This is a genomic window from Spiroplasma alleghenense (assembly GCF_003363775.1).
In the GTDB taxonomy this organism is placed as follows: Bacteria; Bacillota_I; Bacilli_A; order Mycoplasmatales; family Mycoplasmataceae; genus Spiroplasma_B; species Spiroplasma_B alleghenense.
The window spans coordinates 1,085,295-1,106,049 of the sequence record NZ_CP031376.1; the positions used below are offsets into that span (position 1 = coordinate 1,085,295).

At 26.4% G+C, this 20,755-nt stretch carries 14 protein-coding genes; 4 read left to right on the top strand and 10 right to left on the bottom strand.

Features of this window, described 5'->3' with window-relative positions; all coding sequences use genetic code 4:
• Positions 1-72 precede the first annotated feature (72 nt).
• The 3 genes from SALLE_RS04925 to SALLE_RS04935 are packed head-to-tail and all read right to left on the bottom strand — an operon-like array spanning position 73 to position 3,562.
• Positions 73-2,640, bottom strand: a complete 2,568-nt coding sequence (locus SALLE_RS04925) for a Z1 domain-containing protein (RefSeq protein ID WP_115558512.1) — start codon at positions 2,638-2,640, stop codon at positions 73-75.
• Positions 2,630-3,223: a hypothetical protein gene (locus SALLE_RS04930; protein WP_115558513.1), complete on the bottom strand. Its 594-nt coding sequence runs from the start codon at positions 3,221-3,223 to the stop codon at positions 2,630-2,632. Before SALLE_RS04930 ends, SALLE_RS04925 begins: the two co-directional genes overlap by 11 nt.
• Positions 3,224-3,562 (bottom strand): hypothetical protein, encoded by a 339-nt coding sequence (locus tag SALLE_RS04935; protein ID WP_115558514.1) that lies wholly within the window; start codon positions 3,560-3,562, stop codon positions 3,224-3,226.
• 95 nt (positions 3,563-3,657) lie between these two features.
• Between SALLE_RS04935 and SALLE_RS04940 the strand changes: the two genes are divergently transcribed.
• On the top strand, positions 3,658-4,857 hold the full coding sequence (locus SALLE_RS04940) for a DEAD/DEAH box helicase (RefSeq protein WP_342768170.1): 1,200 nt from the start codon (positions 3,658-3,660) through the stop codon (positions 4,855-4,857).
• Between the two features lie 75 nt (positions 4,858-4,932).
• Here the strand turns inward: SALLE_RS04940 and SALLE_RS04945 are convergent, their stop codons facing one another.
• The 3 genes from SALLE_RS04945 to SALLE_RS04955 form a co-directional block, all read right to left on the bottom strand.
• On the bottom strand, positions 4,933-5,391 hold the full coding sequence (locus tag SALLE_RS04945; RefSeq protein ID WP_115558516.1) for a hypothetical protein: 459 nt from the start codon (positions 5,389-5,391) through the stop codon (positions 4,933-4,935).
• A gap of 131 nt (positions 5,392-5,522) precedes the next feature.
• Positions 5,523-9,173: an AAA domain-containing protein gene (locus tag SALLE_RS04950; protein WP_115558517.1), complete on the bottom strand. Its 3,651-nt coding sequence runs from the start codon at positions 9,171-9,173 to the stop codon at positions 5,523-5,525.
• Positions 9,174-9,275: 102 nt separating this feature from the next.
• The gene (locus SALLE_RS04955) at positions 9,276-10,229 is read right to left on the bottom strand and encodes a hypothetical protein (RefSeq protein WP_115558518.1); all 954 of its coding nucleotides are present in this window, start codon (positions 10,227-10,229) and stop codon (positions 9,276-9,278) included.
• Positions 10,230-10,331: 102 nt separating this feature from the next.
• Between SALLE_RS04955 and SALLE_RS06140 the strand changes: the two genes are divergently transcribed.
• The gene (locus SALLE_RS06140; RefSeq protein WP_115558519.1) at positions 10,332-11,453 is read left to right on the top strand and encodes a P-loop NTPase family protein; all 1,122 of its coding nucleotides are present in this window, start codon (positions 10,332-10,334) and stop codon (positions 11,451-11,453) included.
• A gap of 20 nt (positions 11,454-11,473) precedes the next feature.
• Here SALLE_RS06140 and SALLE_RS04965 read toward each other — a convergent pair whose 3' ends face one another.
• Positions 11,474-13,672, bottom strand: a complete 2,199-nt coding sequence (locus SALLE_RS04965; RefSeq protein ID WP_115558520.1) for a DUF262 domain-containing protein — start codon at positions 13,670-13,672, stop codon at positions 11,474-11,476.
• A gap of 118 nt (positions 13,673-13,790) precedes the next feature.
• Here SALLE_RS04965 and SALLE_RS04970 point away from each other — a divergent pair, with 118 nt between their 5' ends.
• Entirely contained in the window at positions 13,791-15,122 is a 1,332-nt protein-coding gene (locus SALLE_RS04970; protein ID WP_115558521.1) for a MutH/Sau3AI family endonuclease, read from the top strand.
• A 12-nt stretch (positions 15,123-15,134) separates the two neighbouring features.
• Here the strand turns inward: SALLE_RS04970 and dcm are convergent, their stop codons facing one another.
• Entirely contained in the window at positions 15,135-16,358 is a 1,224-nt protein-coding gene (gene dcm / locus SALLE_RS04975) for a DNA (cytosine-5-)-methyltransferase (RefSeq protein ID WP_115558522.1), read from the bottom strand.
• 138 nt (positions 16,359-16,496) lie between these two features.
• On the opposite strand from dcm, the gene SALLE_RS04980 reads away from it, so the two are divergent.
• Entirely contained in the window at positions 16,497-17,402 is a 906-nt protein-coding gene (locus SALLE_RS04980) for a hypothetical protein (protein ID WP_115558523.1), read from the top strand.
• A gap of 30 nt (positions 17,403-17,432) precedes the next feature.
• Here the strand turns inward: SALLE_RS04980 and SALLE_RS04985 are convergent, their stop codons facing one another.
• Both SALLE_RS04985 and SALLE_RS04990 read right to left on the bottom strand, forming a co-directional pair.
• Positions 17,433-18,449 carry a DUF3800 domain-containing protein gene (locus SALLE_RS04985; RefSeq protein WP_115558524.1) on the bottom strand — a complete coding sequence of 339 codons (1,017 nt, stop codon included), beginning with the start codon at positions 18,447-18,449 and terminating at the stop codon, positions 17,433-17,435.
• Positions 18,442-20,751, bottom strand: a complete 2,310-nt coding sequence (locus SALLE_RS04990) for a P-loop NTPase family protein (RefSeq protein WP_115558525.1) — start codon at positions 20,749-20,751, stop codon at positions 18,442-18,444. The genes SALLE_RS04985 and SALLE_RS04990 overlap by 8 nt, the downstream gene beginning before the upstream one ends.
• Between the last annotated feature and the right edge of the window lie 4 nt (positions 20,752-20,755).

Below are 20,755 nucleotides of genomic sequence, written 5' to 3' on the forward strand. Positions count from 1 at the left end.
CTTTGTTTCTTATCGTGATTGAGACTATAACTTTTTAGTTTTAATAAGCTAATTTTATATTTTATGTATAAATTAAATTATCTCGCCACTACTTTGATTTATGTAAAAAGGATTATCATATTTTTCTTGAAATTCAGGATCTTCATTTTTTGGAATTATCATAGCGATTGTTGGTGCTATTTTTAAAAATACCTTTTCTTCATCATTTTTTGAAATTATTTTTGAAAAAATGATGAATAGAACCGGGCCGTCTTTCATGGTTCTAATTTTGGCTTTTTCAGTACTTTTAAAAAACTTATCGTTTTTTGAATCTTCGAAAGATTTTTTCTCAAAATTTTCTAATGAAGTCGTAAGAATCGATTTTAGTCTAAAAGTTTGTAGATTTAACTTTTCATCAAATTTAATATTTTCACTAAAAACAGATTTACTCGATAGGTTAATATTAAATTCTCTTAAATTTATAGTTCCATTATTATCCTTGATGTTAGTAGATATTACGACCTTTCATTTTTCAAAATACTCTTTGTTTAGCTTTATTTTATCCATTTTTTCCTTAATGTGACTTAAGTTTTTATTTGAAACTTCGGGTAATTTTAATTCTGATAAAAAACCAGAAATACTGTTGTAGCTAATATTTTCATAGATTTTAAAATATTTATTTTTGACATAAACATTATTTTGGTTAATAAAATTTTTAGTTTTTTCTAAATTATATTCATTTGTATGGTCATCCTTAAAATAAGTAGAAATAAAATTTCTTCCACTAAATGAAACTTTATTGACCTCAATTGCCCCCTTTATTTTATTTAATGAACTGGGCTTCATACCATTTGAAAATTTCTCAATTTTAATTTGAATTTGCTCTGGGGTAAGATCTCTTTCATTCATTTCCCTTAAGTCATTTTTTAAATTTTCAAAACTTGAAAATACTCTAAAAAACATATCCAAAATAATTTCGCTTGTGAATATTTTACACAAGTCTATATATTCTGTTCTATAGCCAAATCATCGACACATTTGCATTAAAGTATCTGCCATTTTTGTATTTCTATAGAAAATTGAGGTTAATAGACACGGAACCGTCATTCCTCGAGAAAGTTTATAACCACCTACTCAAACTTGAAATTCCGCATTATTTTCATCCGCAAAACCATTTGAAGAGTTTTTAATCACTATTTTAACTTTTTCATAAAGAAAAATATTTTTAATTTCTTCCCATACCCTTATCCATGAATATTCATTTATCTCTGAATACTCTTTATAAAAAATAGTTTCAAATTCTTTTTCAATATTTGCGTTATTTATATTATCTGAATAATATTTTATTAGTTCTTTAATTACTTTAACTATTTCGTCTTGATTTTTATTTACATGGTGAATATTTATCATCATAGTTTTAACTTTATTAATTCTAACTTCCTCATTAAGTTCTCTTAATTTTAAAATCGAACCAGAAATTATAAATCTTTGAAATGCTTTTTTAAAAACCTCATTATCAGATAATTTTGCCTTTCTGTCTTTGAAAAACGAGTTTAAATTTTCTATTTCTTCGGTTTTTAAAGGAATCATTGAGTACTTTGAGTTCTCACTTATTTCCAAAAACTTTTGATAACCTGTGTAATATTTACCAGGATTTAATACTGTTATAAAGTCATCTGGATATAAATTTATGTTATGAGAAGTTCTATCTTTATCTGTTAATAAATTTGCAAAAGGCGAGGCAGTATACCCAATATAGCAGCATTTAGGGAAAACTGTGGCCAGTTTTGTAATTTGCTCATAGGTTTTACTTACAACACTTTTATCAGTTTTTGTTCCCGAACTTTCCAAAGATGCCTGATCGGCCTCATCATCTATTATTAGAGTCTTAAAGTTTATAGGTTTGTCGTTACCTTCATTTCCGAATACTGATCTAACATTTTCAAAATAATCATTTATTTTTTTTAAATTTGCAGCTGTTTTTTTTATTATTCAAATGTTCTTTAACTGAATTTCGTTAGCCTGGTTATTATGAAATGTGTCTTTTTTAATATCACCATTTTTAGTTGGAAAATTTATTCCTTTACTAAGAAAGTGCATCCAGCCACCGTAATTATCCTGAACTTTTTCATCCGGATGACCCAAGGCAGACTTGGCTCTATTTAAGGTTTGCACTCTTAAATCTTCCAGCAACCCAGTCAAAATAATAACTCTCTTATATCCTAAATCAAAGGCCAAGCTGGTTAAAGCCATAAAGTTTGTTGTTTTACCAGACTGTATGTCACCCAGCACCAGGCCCTTAATTGAAAATTTTTCTAGTTCATCGCTAATATTTATTTTGCTTCCTAAATCAAGAGTGGATTTCTTTATATCTTCAACATCTTCAAACATCACTTCGTTAGAATCGAGTAAATTATTAATATAATCGTTAAATATAGTCAAATAATTTCTATTGATTGCTTTAACTTCATAGTCATTTTTTTTATCTAAAGTAAATGTCTTTGATTCATCTCTTTCAATTGATTCTAAAACTTCTTCTTCGGTACAGTTCAATTTTTCAATCACCTGTCTTATTGCTCATGACTTGGCTCCCTCTTCTGTATTATGTCTTAATCCAAACGCGTAATGTTCAGTGAATAGCCTCGCTATTTTATCTCTCATTTATATACTCCTTTGCTAATTGGCTTGACTTAAATTTATCAAAACCAAAATCGTGATTTAAAATTTCCTTTGTTTTATTTTCGCCTAATTTTTTTGCTTGAAATTTTATTTTTTCAAGTTGTGTTGAAAAATTATCTGAAGGGTTTTTGAAAACTGTTAAATTTAAATTATTACAAAAAATATTGCCCGATACCTCAAAATTCAGATTATTTCCATTAACTAAAATTGAATAAAGGAGTTGCATGGTCATCGGAGTTTTAAGTTCAATTGAATGCTTTAGAAGCAACATTTCATGGAAATGCAAATTATTAAAATTAAAACTTTTACAAAAATTTGAATAATTTGTGATTTCTTGAATTTGTTTAGTAAATAACTCAGTCTTAAAATCAGCAAAATCTGATTTGATAAGTATTTTATCTTTTTTGATCAGAAATATCTCTCCATTAACTATTTTATCAGTAATTATTTTTTTAAACTTTTCAGTATCAATTTTTACTCCGTAAGCTTTTAATAGTATTTGGAATATAGTATTTAAGTTAGTCTGCTTATTTTGAAAAATTTCTTTATCAATAGTATCTAACATCTATAAAGATCTCCATAAATTTGATAATAAAAATTCTGAGACCGTAGTACCTTTTGCCTCCAATTCGCTTTCCAATATGTAATTTTCAGCAAGGATGCCCCGCGATGTATTAGTCTGAATAAGCCCTATAATAATTAAACAATCATTTTCGTTTTCATATTTAGACCTATTATTCATTATATTTTTAGCTAATTCATTTTTCATTCTAACCAAAACTCTAGAGGCTCTGGGATTTAAGTCAATTCCATGTGCATTTACATTTAGACTAAAATAGAAATCAGCTTCGTACTCCTTGTAGGATTTTGAATCTATAAAACCTTTTAAAAAACCTAAATTCATATAAATACCTCACAAATTTATTATACAACCAAATTCATATAATTTATAATAAAATATGCGAAACCGATTATTATTCGATTGAACATGCATCAAGTATTAACCAACTTTTAATCACCAATAACTATGCTAGTGCTATTTTAACCAGTGATTCAGAACAAGTTAGTGATCGGCAACAAATCTTAGCTGGCTTTGCTAGTCAAAAAATCAACTTCTTATGTGTGGTTGATATTCTCAATGAAGGAGTTGATATCCCCAATATTAACAATGTTATCTTTGCTCGTCCTACAAATTCCACCACCATCTTCTTACAACAACTGGGAAGAGGATTAAGAAAACAAAGTGACAAAGTCTTAAATGTCTTTGATTTAGTCGCCAATATAAATTCTCCCAATTATTGATATTTACGACTAAATCAATTAACTAAATTAACCCCAAATATGACCAGTTATGGATATGACATCTTAGAATTAGATAATGTTTGTTTAATCTATGATAAGTTAAGTTACCAAGAAGTAGTTGGTAGTTTAGAGAAAAAATGAGCTAAAACCTATCAGCTTAATTTAACCCAGTATGATATTAAAAAGACTAAAGCCAAAGATGAGTTAACAAAAGATGAGGTTATCCTTTACTACTTATTTAATAATAAAAACTTATCTCATCAATGATGTGGGGTAATTGGGAGTTACTTAAATAAACCCAATACCTTTATAGACGAAAAAACTTTAAACCAAATGGATTTAACAAGTTGAGAAAAAGACTTTCAGGGAGTTAGGTTTACTAGGTTTATGGATAAGTATAAAGATGTAGAACAACTGGGATTAGAAGATATGGTTAAGTTGGTAAAACATGAAATAGGTAAAAATAAAACCAAAACCAATTCCCTGCTTTATAATTATGGCTCACAGGTTTTGGGGGGAGATAGCCTTATAAAAAATGACTCCGTGATGTTCAAATTAATTCAAGGTAAGTTTTTAGCTAAAGCAGTTAAAAAAGATGGTAATTACATCTTAATGTCTGGTTCGCATTTTAAACCCCGAGGACGAGAAAACTACAATAGTGAGGACGAGAAATTGTGAGATAAATATTGCCAAAATATTGAAGACAGAGTTAGTCAAAATCCTGATATCTACCAGATAAAAAAAGATATAGTATTTTTTGATCCTAGTAAAATGTGTCGCTTTGTGGTTGGAGGAGATTCTGGTTTTAATGAAGAATTTTTTCTTGAAAATCCTAAAATTAAAATCAGAAATTATATTTGTCAATTAATTAAATCAGAAATTGAAAAGTATAGTTAGTTTATAAATAGACGTAAAAAAACTTCTTGAAAAAGAAGTTTTTTTAAATATATTTTATAGAATGAATTATTGTAATTATTCAGGCTTTTTAGATTTGAAAAGCGAATTCAAATATCGAACATCTTTTCTATTAATTTTTTCTGTTAAATAAAATGATTTTCCCATGGTTCTTATATATATTGATCGCTTAAAGAAATAGTACTTTTCCTCAATTGGAAGACTCAGAAAAAAACCCTTTTCCTCATCATTAGGAATTGATTGTCGGCATTCATAAAACTTTCCATCAGATTCTTTAAAGTCATAAAATCTAATGTCTCAGTTGTTTTTTAATGCTAATTTAGTATTTTTTTTAACATTTTTATATTTTTTTATTAAATAAATTCTTATCATTTCTAATTCAGGTTTTAAATTACTCTTGATTGAATTATTTAAATAAATTCAAAAATAGATAAAGAAATTATAATTATATGTTTTTTGAATATCGACTTTTTCGTCTAAGCTTTTCTCGTTCATAAAATCCATTTCATTTATCATAAACTTTACTACTTTGTTTGTGAAATTATTTTTTCACTTTAAAAAAGGTATTAAGAAAAATGTCAGTACTGCCGATAACAAAGATATAGTTATAGCTATTATTGAAACTATTATTTCCGTTCTGATTTTAATTACCTCTTTTCTGCAATTTTATAATCCTCAACAAATTTTAAAATATTGTCTAAGAACTCTTGTTTTTTAACTCCATCTAAATCTCATCAGTGAGTTGATAGAATTCTCATAAATTTTCATCCTTGATTTTCTAAGTACTCTTGACGATAATAGTCATTCATTTTTTGTTCACGAGTTGAGGTGTGATATCGAGCACCATCAGCTTCGATTGCTAAGATATGCTTATTTTCTTTCTTATCATAAATTGTCATGTCGATTCTATAGCCAGCTTGTTGAATTTGTCTCTTAATAACAAATCTTTCAGACAAGTGATTTAGTTTATTTCTAACTCCATCAAAAACTTCTAATTCAAATTCTGAATCACTTCAACCTTCTTCATCAGTACTTTGGCGAACCAATGGGTTGACACTTGTAAGTAGTGATTTAATTACTGGTGAGTCTAATTCATTTTCTTGAATAGATTCAACGTATTCTAAATACTTTTTGAAAATAATTGTGTTGGGATTTTGAGTATTTATTATAGAAGAGTGAATTGATTTAACTACATACATTTTAATTTTAGATCTTGTAATGGCAACATTCAGTCGGTTTGGACCACCATCTTGTTGAATAGGACCAAAATTATTAATAAATCTTCCGTTTAAATCAGGGGCAAATGTAACTGAGAAAATAATAATGTCTCTTTCATCTCCTTGAACATTTTCAATATTTTTAACAAAAATTGAATTTTCATTTAAGGCAACAGATAGTTCAGGAATTTCACGAGCTTGGTCTTCTAGCATTTCTTCAATATACTTCATTTGGGTTGAATTTGTTGTAATTACCCCAATTGAAGTTTGTCCATTTAAAACATGTTTAATAACTAAATAAACAACCGCTTCTGCTTCTTTAGGATTAATTTTTTCCTTTTTAAATCTTAATCCATCTTTTATATAAACATGCTCTAATGGAAGTTCTACAGTACTTGGCTTATCAGAAACAAATAATTCGTTTTCGTAAAATGCCGCACTTGAATAACTAATTAATTCCTTATGATTACTACGATAATGGAATTTCAACATTGTTTTAGGAAAGCGACTAATTGCAAAATCTAGTAAACTTTCATCTTGTAGTGTTGTTAGTTTTTCTTCTATTTCTTCATAATTATCATCATCAATTTCATCAAAGTCTTCATCATCAATTTCTGAACCCAATCTCTTTGAAGCAAACCAGTTTGATGGTCGCAATTGTTTTGGATCTCCTGCAATGATGGCTTTCTTGGCTCTGAATAAACTTGGCAAGGCGTTTTCGGTAAAAATTTGTGAGGCTTCATCAAAAATAACAAAGTCATAAGCATTTTGTTTTCAAGGGAAAATTAAACGGTTAGAACTAGTGTCAGGGGATGATATTTTAATCGGAAACATTACTTTTAAAAGCGATTCATAGACTTTAAATAACCTAGGAATATTATGACGACCCTTTTCTTTTGATAAAATACTTGATAATTTAATATATTTATTATTTAATTCATCATCATTTGAAATTAATAAATGCATTTGATAAATTATATTTCAATAAATTTTATCAGTTGTTGCTTTAATTTGTTTTGAGTTAGTATTGGCAATTTTTTCAAATCAATCAAAAGACCCAAATTTTAAGATTTCCCTATTTTCATTTTCAAACATTTTAATTAAGTTGTGCTTTGTGGCAATTTCAATCGTTTCAAAATCATCAACACCCAATTCATACATTTCTTTTATTTGGATAATTTGATTGTTTTGTTGCCTGCTATAGAAAAAGTAAACTAAATCGTGACTAAGATTTTCTTGAAAAAATTTTAATTCGTCTAAACATTGTTTGCAGCTTTCAGAACTTAAAAATATTTGAAATTTTTTACGTGAAAAAAATCCGATTTTAAATTTAATTTTTGATTTATGAAAATAGTTGAATAAGTACTGAGAATAACTACTTGCACTAATATTTTCATTTTCCAATAATATTCTCTCCAGTGACGGGGTTCTTGAAATTTTGGAACAAGTTTTTTCAAACTTTTCATATTCTCTAATTGATTCAAAAGCTTTATTAATAGTTTCTTTTGATGTCAAAGTGTTTTTCATTTTTAAAATACTAAATTTTTCTAAAGCTTCAGACATTTTTTTTAACTGATCAAAGTTTTCTTGATATATTTTTAAGTTATTCGGTGAAGTATCTAAAGAACTTTTCAAATCTTTTTTATATTTTAAGTATTCTTGACCTTCTTCTGTATTTAATAGTTCTTTAAACTTAGCAACGTTTTCAAAAATTTCATCAATTTCACTACCATATTCTGAATTTGCAAATTTCATATCTAAGTTCATAAAATTATCTAAGTCCTTGGTAAGAACTTTAATCTGGTTGTAAATGCTTAACTTATCTTTTTCAATATTATGAATTCACAAAGCTAGATTTGATAGCTTACCAATTCTTTCAAAAACAACTTCTGAAGCTACCTTTTTTTCAGTTAAAAATAGCGCTGTTTTAGCATCGCTTAAAATATTGGCAATAATATTTGAAATAGTTTGAGACTTACCTGTTCCTGGTGGTCCCTCAATTACTAAATCTCCTTTTTTAGCTTTTTTGATTGCTAGCTTTTGAAAGTAGTCTAACTTGCTTATTAGTTTAACTTCGCTTTCATTAAAGTCATCTTCTTGACTATTTAATCCACTAAAGCTATTTGCTCCAAAAAAGTTTTCTAACTCCTCGTCAGTTAACTCTTTAAGCTCTTCATAGTTTGCAAAAATTCCTGTTGAAGTCATATTATATCTTCCAATACTCAAGTTTGGGGAAATGCTAGCAATACAATCTCCATTTTTTGCAAACTCAGATTTATTTTCTTCATTGAATTCTCTTTTAACTTTTAATACTAGTGGTTCTAATTTAATTGGATTTGTGAAAAAATTATAAAGTTCATTTTTTTGACTGAAACCAACTCCGGTATTTCTAAATAATTTATTAGTCTTAATTAAGTTATCGATAAATTCTGAGTCTAAATTTTTATTAAATTCAAAACCTTCTGAAATGATAGAATTTTCTTCTTCGCTAACCTCAACTTGTTCAAAGTCAAGTTTAAAATCGTTGATTCTGTTATAAACAGCAGCATTAGAAATAATTGAAGAATTAACAACAAAATCCTTGCTGACTTGGAACTCAAAGCGATCATGTCCAACCTTGGTCATTTTTAAATCATAAAAAAATAATGGAGCTCTAAAGTTTGTAGCTTCATTTGATAAATTTATGGCCCCTTTTACAAATGGGAAACCAACTCTAAGTGACTCAATAGAAAATTGTTGCTGGTCGTTTAAACATTCTTTAATAATACTTTTTAATCTTTTAAAAATAGTGCTTCTAGTTTTATCCATAGTATCGGTTCATCCACTTTGTCTTAAGCGAGCCGGAATTAACTCTTTACTAAAATTAATAATGAATCCTCCAGATTCAAAGCACTTCATTGGCAAATTTTCAATATCTTCTACATTAATAGAATTATGTCTAATTTCAACTAAATAGTATTTAAATAAATCCAAAAAATCAATTGAACTTGATTTAGTTGAAAAAAACGTATTAGTTCTTGTATTATTTGAAACTAATCGGTTTTGTAAGTCTTTCAGTATTTCTCTATAATTTGCTGCCATAAAGTCCCTCAGTTTGTATCATAATTATTATACCTAAAATATATTACTATTATAACTAAATGGAAAACTTGTTATGATTTCAAAAATAAAAAAATTTTATATTTAGTAAATATAATAGCCATTGCTAATTTCGTTTTCACAAATAAGTAAGTAAAGAATTTCCAATTCTCTGAAATATTCCGATTCTGCTCTTTTTGCTTCACGGCTATTTTTATTTGCATTTTTTTCACACGAATTTAATGATTTATTAACTTTTGCATTTTGTTCAGACACAAATAAAATATAGTAATAGAAGGCTTTTTGCTTAATATCTAAAAATTCTAATTTTTTTCTTAAAAGTATTTCACGGCTGAGAAGGAGATCTCCGTTGAGAAGGAGATCTTTTGATTTAATTTTAGTCAGCAAAAGTTTCAGTTCTTTTACGGTTATTTTCTCGTTAGAAACCACTTTAGATAAATTTTTTATATCTAACTCAAAAAAAATATTAAAATTTTGATTGATGTTTAAAATAGCGGAGTATCCAGTTTTCATCCTGAATGATTCAACCATTATTCAAGAAATTATAGGACCCGTAAATGATGGTATGAAAATATTATTAAATTCGTAGACATTACTTTGATAATTTTTTGAGAGGATATTTCAAATTACAAAAATCACAGACATCAAAAGAATTCAAAATGACATAATTATTTTATTTGTTTTCGCTGCTTTTTTTGAAACTAGTTGGTTAATAATCGAATTGAAGTGGCCTAATATCGGATTGTTGGTATTGTTGGTATTGTTGGTATTGTTGTTATTATCGACTATTTTTAATTTAACATTAAAAATGGTCTTTGGTCCAAAAAGTAATCACATAATGAATCCAATTGATATAATGAATCAGAATATAGCAATAACCAAGTAGTAATAAATTTCCTTATAAGAAATTCAATTTGAGTTAGATTGAGAAATTGGTCAAAAAAACAGAGCAAGAAAAGCGATTAGAAGTAAATTAAAAAAACAAAAAACTATATAAAACAAAATTCAAAATAAACGAATTTTTTTAGTAGAATTCATAAATTAATCACCCTCTTTATATTAATTCTTTAGATTATATTTATTTATATTTTATATTTTATTAAATTAAATTTCAAATATTGCTAATTTTATTAGAAAAGTATGCCTCACTCATTTACACATTTAATTGTACTTTCCAACTTCTTATGTGTTGTCGATATTCTCACCCAAGGTGTTGATATCCCCAATATTAACAATGTTATCTTTGCTCGTCCTACAAATTCCACCACCATCTTCTTACAACAACCGGGAAGAGGATTAAGAAGACAAAGTGATAAGGTCTTAAATGTCTTTGATTTAGTCGCCAATATTAATTCCCCCAATTATTGATACTTACGACTAAATCAATTAACCAAATTAACCCCAAATATGACCAGTTATGGATATGACATCTTAGAATTAGATAATGTTTGTTTAATCTATGATAAGTTAAGTTACCAAGAAGTAGTTGGTAGTTTAGAGAAAAAATGAGCTAAAACCTATCAGCTTAATTTAACCCAGTATGATATTAAAAAGACTAAAGCCAAAGATGAGTTAACAAAAGATGAGGTTATCCTTTACTACTTATTTAATAATAAAAACTTATCTCATCAATGATGTGGGGTAATTGGGAGTTATTTAAATAAACCCAATACCTTTATAGATGAAAAAACTTTAAACCAAATGGATTTAACAAGTTTGGAAAAAGACTTTCAAGGAGTTAGGTTTACTAAGTTTATGGATAAGTATAAAGATGTTAACCAGTTAGGGTTTGAGGATATGGTGAAGGTTGTGAAGGCTAAAAGTACAACTAGTTCAAAAGAGTTTACCTTGCTATATAATTATGGTAAAAAAGTTTGTCCTGAAATTTTATATATAGCCCCAGGTACAACTATATCTAGAAAAGTTGATCAGCAATATCCAGCAACTTTAGTTAAAGAAGAAATTGGTTATACTTTAAAATCAAGTTCTTACTTTAAACCCCAAGGCAGAATCCGTGTTAACAATAAGGTAACCCAGTTGTGAGAAAAACACTGTCATGGTGAAAGTAATTTAGTTGACAAAGAAAAAAACATCTTCTTACTAGAAGAAGATGTTTACTTTGATAGACAAAATATCTTAGGTCAGTTTGTCATTGGGGGTAATGCTAGTTTTCCTATTGAATTTAGAATTGATGAATATAACATGTCAATTTCGAAGTGATATGTTAAACAACTAAAAGATATTATTGGGGGTTGCGGTTAAAAATAGCATAATTCAGATTCTTATAGATATTCATTAATAAGAGCTTTTTTTAGTAATTCTGAAATAACTTTATTTCTATCAACTATTTCTTCTTCTTTAAAAACTTTCAATTGCTTTACTGATAATTTTTTGAATATTTTTTCCTCGACTCCGAATAAGGTTTCATCAATATATTCTTGATTAGAATAAACCTTACCTTTTTTATCCTCAAATCCACAGTTACTTAATTTTGCATTTAGTTTTTTCTTTAGCAAAATCATATTACCAATAGAAAATTTTATTGTGTCATAATTTTCAATTTTATTTTTAGATTCCTTCTGCTTGATTGGTAGTATATGTTCCAATTCATATTTTCTCTTGATAATCTCATGTTTATTGGAAGCTGAAAAAAAGAACAAATCTTGGAGAATTGCTTTAGACGCACCATTATCTTTAAATAATTCTGATTTAATATCTTCAACCTCTTCAGATAGTTTTTGGATATATTTATTTCACTCGCTGTCTTCTAATAGTGATTTAAATAGCGGATCTTCTAAAATATTGTTTTCATCGTCTTTTTTGCTATTTAAATTTATTAGTGCTTTATAAATGTCTTTTGATTTAAGAAACTCTTTTGAAATTTCTCTAAATTTATTATCATGCCAGTTTGCCTTTTTATCATAGCAATTTAGATTAATTAAATAAATATATGAGAGTTTCTTCACAAAATTTGTTGCTTTATTTTTCAACTCTCTGCTGTTTTTTATCGAATCATCTCTGTCTATCGCTGTATGCATACCTATTAACATAGATTTCAGTACTTTAAAATTTAAATTATTTATTACTCTATAGCAGTTGTAAAAATCAAGGTCTCTATCATCTTCTCCGATTGAATATTCCTCTGGGTTTTTAGGAAAGATTTCACAATAATTTTTAAAATAAATTTGTAAATCCCTTAATAAAATACACGGATTTTCCTTATACCTATCATCATTTTTGAGTACTTGGCTCACCCTTTCAAATATATTGGCTTTATTAACGTCTTCCACTTTTTTCAAGTGATTTAAAAATAATCCTTTATAAAAATCCAATAAATATTCATTATTATCGAGACTCTTATAGGAATCTATTATTAGGTTTTCAATTTCCTCTATCTGCTGAGCAAATTCTTCCTCATTGAATTTTTGCTTAGACTTTTTTATTGATTGATATATCGCATTTTTGAGCAGGTCAAATGGAGTCAATTGGGTTCCTTTGGAGTTAATATTTTCAAAGATTTTTGAAATTTGATCTTCTTTTTTTATATTAAAAACACCTATTTGAAAATATTCAGAAATATCAAATGTGAACATAAACATTGTAAGTAATAATGTAAAGTTTGGAGAATTAATTTTTTGTAAATAGTCAATTTCGCTATAATTATTTTCTTCAATTTTCTTAATTTTACTTAAAAAATAATTTTCAGCGTAAATAAAAGCATTAAAGATTTTAGAGTCTATTATTGATTTATATGAGGAATTTTTTTTAGTATTTTTTAAATCATTTGAAAGACTTAGTTGAAATTCTTTAAAATTTGAAAAATTATCATCAAAAACTTTATCTAAGAATGGCTTTCCATCTATTATTTTAAATAAATTTTCTCATACATTTTTATCGTTCAAGTTTTCGGTTTCAAATTTACTATTTCCAAATAGTTTATCATTATTTTTTGACATGAATATTAATTCTTTTATTGATCTACTAAAATAATCAAGCATTTCGCTTGCTCTTTTTTTCAGTTTTGTTTCTTCTATATTATTAATTAGATTTTTGAATTCTTTTTCATGTCTTTTTAAGAGAGACCACTGTGCAATTAGAAATATGTACAATGTTGTTATTCTTTGCTGACCGTCTATTATTTTGGTAAGCGCACTTTGCTGTTTTAAAATATAAATTGGACCAAAAAAAGTTCTAAAGACATTATTTGTCATTTTAGCTTTTTTAACAACTTCATCTTGTTGGTCATATGTAGGCATATCATTGCTAGCTTCTTTTAAAAATGATTCAAAATATTTGTCATACTCATTTGAAAAATCTACAAGTTGTTCTTCAGATCATGAATAGTTTCTTTGAAAAATAGGAATGTTTATTTTCCCCTGATTTAAATCCTTATTATGGAATATATCATGGAATGTGTACATTTCTCTTTCATTTTCGGCGTTTTCACTTGGTTTTGTTAAAATTTGAATGTATTCGTTCATTTAATTTTCTCTTTTCTTAAATATATAATATATTATACACAATAAAATATTTTTAATGCGTATAATTTAAACGCTAATTTTTATAATTAATTGTATAATCTTTATAGAGGTTATTACTATGAATAAAGAAGAGATTTTACAGATAGCAAAAGGTGCGATTAACAAAACCATTGGGGAAATAATTGGTAATCAAGAAATTGAATTAATTAAAAAAGACAAGGGTGCGATTGGACAAGCAATTGAACAAGGTCTATTTGGATTAAAAAGAAATAACTTGGATAAGGCTGATTTTGCTGAGATTGGATTAGAACTTAAAGTCATCCCGTTAAAAAGAGATAGTAAAAATAATTTAGTTCCAAAGGAACGTATGGTTTTAAGTATCATTAATTATGAAAAAGACTTTCTATTCAAATTTAAAGAAAGTCATGTTTATGAGAAAAATAATTGTATTCTAGTTTTAGCCTATGAACACAATTACATAGATTTAAATAAATTAAATTATGTTATCAAAGATGCTTTTCTATTAGATTTAAATACCATTGAAGAGTATCAGATTATTGAAGAAGATTATTTAACTTTAAAGAAAATGGTTGAATTAGGAAATGCTCACTTAATTTCAGAGAGTAACTCAAATATTCTAGCGGCTTGTACTAAGGGTTCCAAAGGTGATAATTTTAGAACTCAACCATTTTCTTCAACCCCTGCCAAACAACGTGCTTTTTCTTTTAAAGTCGGATTCATTAAGAAAATCTTAAATTCTAAAACACGAAATCAACACTTAGAATATAACCTATTTGATAAAATTGATTATATTATTGAGAAATATCAAAATATAAATGTTATTGATTATTATCTTAACCACATTAGAAAAGATGTCACTAAAAAGATTCCCAAAAACATTAATAGAATAGTTTTAGATTACTGAATGAAGCTAGAAGTTCCCAATTACAAAAAACAACTACAAGCCTTAACTTGTGAGTTAAGAACTTGTACAGTTAACAAAGATGGTAAAATTCAAGAATCATTATCTTTAAATGTCATTAACCCCTTAGCAATAGTTGAAGATAGTTTTGAGGATTCTTCAGAATATCTTGATTTATTTGAAAATAAGTTCTTAATGTTTGCTTTTAAAAAAGTTGATAAGCAGCATATTTATTTAGAAAAAATGTTTGAATTAGAGTTTGATAAATCCGAATATGAGACTATTCAATCAGTTTGAGAAGATACTAAATTAAAATTCATCTCTGATTATCAAGAAACCATTTCCCCAAATGGTCAAGTTAAAGATAACTTTATTAAAGAAAGTAGTAATAAAATTATTCATATAAGACCTAAGGGTGTTAATAAACTAGATCAGTACTTAATAATGAATAATACTAAATCAATCTGTAAAAAGTCATTTTGAATTAACAACAAATACATACAAAAAAAGTATGATAACTCAAAATAGTTATCATACTTTTTATTTCTCATTAAACTCAATGATGTTTTTACCAATTGCTTTAACAATATCAACCACTAAGGCATTTCCCATACAAAAGTAACGCATTTTTTCTGGCATTCCTGTATTAGTTCAATTATCATCAAATCCATTTAAGCGCTCAGCTTCAATTGGGGTGATAAACCTAATTTTATCTTTTCCTACTGCTATAAAATGAGATGAACGATTAATTGTTGATTCACTAGTTAACATAGTTCTTCCTGGTTTATTAACATCATCTACTAGAGACATTTTACCTTCAGCATAATAATATTCTTCCCCATTGGGTTTATATCTTAAAATCTTTTTAGCACCTTTAACATATTCAGCTTTAAGTTTTTGTTCACTTGTAAGTAAATAATTATCACCAACGTTGTTTTCTAAAATTGAACCTAAAGTTTTAATTATTTTTGGTTCATTTTGAGGTTTGGTTCTAAGCGTATAAATGTCTCCATTTATCATTACCCCAGTATTTTCAAATTTTTGATTAATTCAGTTTTGTGTAATATCTATTTCATCTTTAAATTCTTCTTTAAAGTCATATTTGCTAACTTGGGTATCCTCTAAGAAAGGTTTAATTTTAAACGCCTTATTAATTACTCCGTATTGATTTAATACATCAGTTAAAGAACTACTTGAAAAATCACTTTTCTTAATTATGGCTTTACTTTTCTTGTAAGCAAAAATGAATACTCTTTTTCTTCTCTGAACCATGCCATATTCTGCAGCATTAACAACTTGTCATTCAACATTATAGCCATTTTTATAAAAGTTCATTAACATAATGGCAAAATCTCGCCCACGATTTTTAGATGGAGATAACAATAATCGATCAACATTTTCTAGTAAAACATATTTTGGTTTTTTGTTTTCAAGAATATGAGAAATTTCTCATCACAAAACACCCTTTTTACCCTCAATTCCTTTGGCCCCAGTTGATGCCACCGAATAATCTTGACAAGGAAATCCCCCAACTAATAGGTCGAAGCTATTGGGAATTTGGTATTTAGCAATTTCAATATTTTCATTTGAGGTATTTTCAATACCAAAATGATTTACATAACAATTATAAGCATGTTGGACCTTTTTATTTGGTTCTCACTGATTGGCAAAAACTAATTCAAAAACACTTTTATTAGCTTTTTCTAGACCAAGGCGAAAGCCTCCTACCCCAGCAAACAACTCTACTACTTTTATCTTTTTCATAACTACCTACTTACAAGTTTCATACAATTAATTATATCTAAAAAGGCAATTTAGATCAAGAGCAAATTTATATTAATATATTTATTTTTTTATTTTATTTGATTAATTATATAAAATAATGGAAAGGACTAATATGATATGAAAGAAAAAATAGAAAAAAACAACCCATTACTTTCCGATTATATTTATGGAAAAGAGAAAGTGGTTAAAAAAAGATTTAATTATATACCGGATGATTTATTTTTAATAATCGCATATTTTATTATAATTCTAATAGCTCTAATTGCACCTTCATTAGTAATTTGAAAAAAGTGAGAGTTTAAATGTAATTATATTACTATTTTATTTATTGCCACGTTGGTTAATTCTTTATTTTTAATTGTTTTTGTGACAAAGCCAAATGAAATTGCTAATTTTAAGGAGGAAGTTTACATAAACAAAGTCTTAGGTAGAGAAAATTATCATTATTCAAATATAAAAATTGGCTATAAACAGATTAATAAACCTCTAACTAAATTGATTTCTCTAATAATTATTGCATTGATTTTAATGACTTCTGCAATCATAAATTTGATTTCAATTATTTATGTTATAAGTTTAATTAATACTAATTTTTATTACAAATTTATTTTTGGATTTTTTTCTTATCATTCCACTATAATATTTTTTTTCTTTATAATAAAAAACTTTTTTAAAATTTTAATCAAAAATTTTAAAATAATAAATAAAGACATATCTGAATTTGAATACGAAATTTTAGAATATCCGGATCTATTTAAAGATTTTGAAATTTCGAAAAATAAGAAATACTGGATAAACCCCAAACTTGAAATAGAAACTAAAAGAAATTTTTTTAAAGCACAGGATTATTTATCCTATCCTAATTTAGGCAATGATATCTTAAATTTTTATAATAATCTATGATATGAGTACTTAAATTTTAAAGGAAAAAAACTTGATTATAAAAAGAAACAATACGTTATAGTTGAAAAAACCTATAAGTTTATATTTAGAAATTTCTTGAAATTGGAAATTAGAAAATAATATGTATTTTTTAAAATTTTATTAGATCAATTATTTAATATGTTTATTTTTACCAAAATTAATAGAATCAATAACGTCCCTGAAATCTTGTCCACTATTCATAAATTTTTTTTGGTCTTCAGAATACATCATAAAGTTGCCTTTACCAAAATAATTAATACCCATTTTTGAAAAAATTTTTTCTGCAAGCTCATCCTTGTTTTCAAATAAAATATATTTAAAATATCGATTAAGGAGTCTAGCTATATTGTCAGCAAACTGCAAAATGATATAATTTTCGCTTTCCAAAAAATTAATTTCCGAAATGAAATTTTTTAGAAAATGTTCCTCAGTTTTAATTCTTTGAAACTCTTCATTATTATCATAATAAACATTATATTTTTTTAAAATATCTAGGGAAAGAAAGTTGCTATCATTGTCCACCATAGAAAAGAGATATAAAATAGATTCTAAATGATGAAATTTTGCGTATTTTTTGTCTTGAATAAATATTTTAAAATTACTTTCTAAATTAATTTGAGAAATATTCTCATAATAGGGTCCAAAATCTATATTTTTAGTTATGTTTTTATAATATTTGCTTAAATCTAAAGATTTTAAAAGTTCAAAATATTCTTTGACAATAAAATCTATTTTATCTCTATTTAGTTGTACTGCTTCATAAATTCCATATGATTTTTCGTCAAACGAATTCGGAAACAACAAGTATAGGGCATCATTGCAAATATCAAATGTCTTATCAATTACTGAAAAAAATCAAAAATCTTTTTCAATAATGAGGTCGATAAAATCCGCTAAAATATGATTATTTTTCTTACTAAACATTTCTTCTTTAAACTCTGATCCAGTGAATTTGTGTTTTAATAAAAATTTTGTATAAATATTTTCGATTTCTCTATATTCTTTTTCGTTATTTATAAGAATTGATGCCACCACAAATAGTGGCTGGCGTAAATATTTTTCATGGTCTGTATCCAGTTTTATATTTCCAGAAAAACCACTCTCATCACAAAATAAGATTGGTTTATCAAAATTAATTTTATTCATATTTTTCTACTTGGTTAATTATTTGACTACGACCACATATATTATTTTCAATAAAGTCTTCTACTTCTTTTATAAATGGAAGAGCTTCTCTTGCAAAAACCAAATTATGGGGTTCTTCAAGGTACTGTGTGTATTCCTTTGTTTTAGATTTTAAGTAGTTTTTTAGTTTAATTGTAAATGGAGTTGATATTTTTTCGTCTTGATTTATAATGAATTTCAAGACACTCTTGTTGTAAAATCATTTACCAGTAAAAATGCAACCAAGCAAGAAGTTGAAAAAACTTCCAAGTTTGATCTCTAAACTTCATCAATAAATTAATAATCTTTGAAAAATTTCATAACTTTCAGTATTAGATTCAAGGGAATTTAAGATAAACTCATTAGCTATTTCATGTTTCTTTTGGTATTCTGAAAAGTGTCCACTGTATAAAGACTCGTTTAAATCATCTACATAGAATCTTCAAGAATCATTGTTAAATTTTTTTCCAACCAACTTGTATCTTTTTTTAACTAATTCAGCCAATGTTGATTCAATTCTAAAGTAATTCTTTTTAAGTTGATATAAATTTAAATTAAATAGCGAATTGTGGTAGATTTTTTCAAATTTCATCTCTTCACCACCATCAGCTTCAAAATTTTCTATAAAAGAGTCAAATTCATTTGATTTAAATTTATCATTTAGAAATATGGATAGAGAACTGCTTATTTTAGTTATAGAATTGTAACTATAGTAACTATCTATGAATATATATTCCCAAAACTTGAAATTAAATGAATCTTCTAAAAATTTATCAAGACACTTTTCGGGTTTTAACAATCTCGAAGATTCATCAATATATTCCAAAAAGAATTCACTTTTGTTTTGTTCATTTACATTATTTATAATTTCAGGATTTATTAAAAACTTTGAAAATTTTCTGTTTTTTAAATTTATAATTTTGTTAGTTTCGGTAAAAACATACTCACTTTCTCCCAAATTTTGGTAGTATTCATTACTTTGAGAATTATATTTCTTTATTTCATCAGCTTCTTGTATTGGCAACTTATTTAAATCTTCAAATTTATATTTATAGCCTAGGTGGTCTTTAGGATTTACAAAATCTTTATCAGGTTTAAAACCTTCTGATACTACTCCGTTTCAAAATTTTCTTTTGTACTCAAAAATAGTTTCAAAACATTCACTATATTGTCTTTTTTGTTCTAAGTATTTTTTGAAATTCCATATATCATGAAATTCAAAATTTTTTCCTTCTTCAATTTTTTCTAATAAATTAGCAATCGATTCGTCTTCATTATAAATTGTTTCTAAAAGAGAGACCGTCTCAACCGAATTTCGGTCAAACATTTTTAATTTTTCTTCTGAAATTTTTAGTAACTTTTTATCCAATATATTGACATATTCGTTTATTTGCCTGAAGCTTCTCATCTTACTGAAAATCATTTTTTCGTAATCCGAGAACTTTCTGTCTTTATAAATATATTTCAATTTTTCTAAATCAAATTTAAAGTGTAAACGCTTAGACAAAAATTTATAAACAAAATCTGAATCACTTTTATTAACAAGGTCATCAGAAGTAATAAAAACTAAAATAATGTTTTCTGGAGGAGTACACATAACGTTATTTACCCCCGATACTTTCATAATAAAATCTTCTTGAGTTTCTCTTGTCAATCTATTCAGGTCATCAATAAAGATTAGGTACTTTTTGTTTTTATAACTCGTTTTTCGTTTATTGGGAATGCTTATTTTGTTACTTTTATAAAAGTCTTTTTCTAATGTTATTTTCTTAAAAGTTGATTTAAAGCTGAGGAAAAACCACAATAAAAATGAGATAAGGGCCAATAAGGATACAACTGAAAGAGTAGCAATGAAAATATAATCTTTTAAATTAAAAAAGGCAAATGATACAGATGTAATAGAAATAATAAAAGCAAAAAAAGCAGAAATTATACTTAACAAGAATGAAGATTTTGATGCATCCAAATTTTCATCTCAAGAAGCAGAATTTTTCTTTATAAAGTTTGATATTACTTTGTGGCTTTTGCTTCTAAGTGATTCATTACCTCCAGAAAAATTGTCAACAAAATCGGTACACGAAACCTTTAAAACTTTTACTCCTTCTTGTTCCAACGAGGGCATTAATTTCTCTTTTATAAAATGAGTTTTACCAACGCCCTTTCCTCCGTAGATACAGATGTTCTTATAATCATCTAATTGAAGTTTTTCATCAAATAAATCGCCAATTTCTTTTTTATAGTTCTCTAATTGCGATTTTAATTTTTCTTCATTTGCTTTATCCATAAAA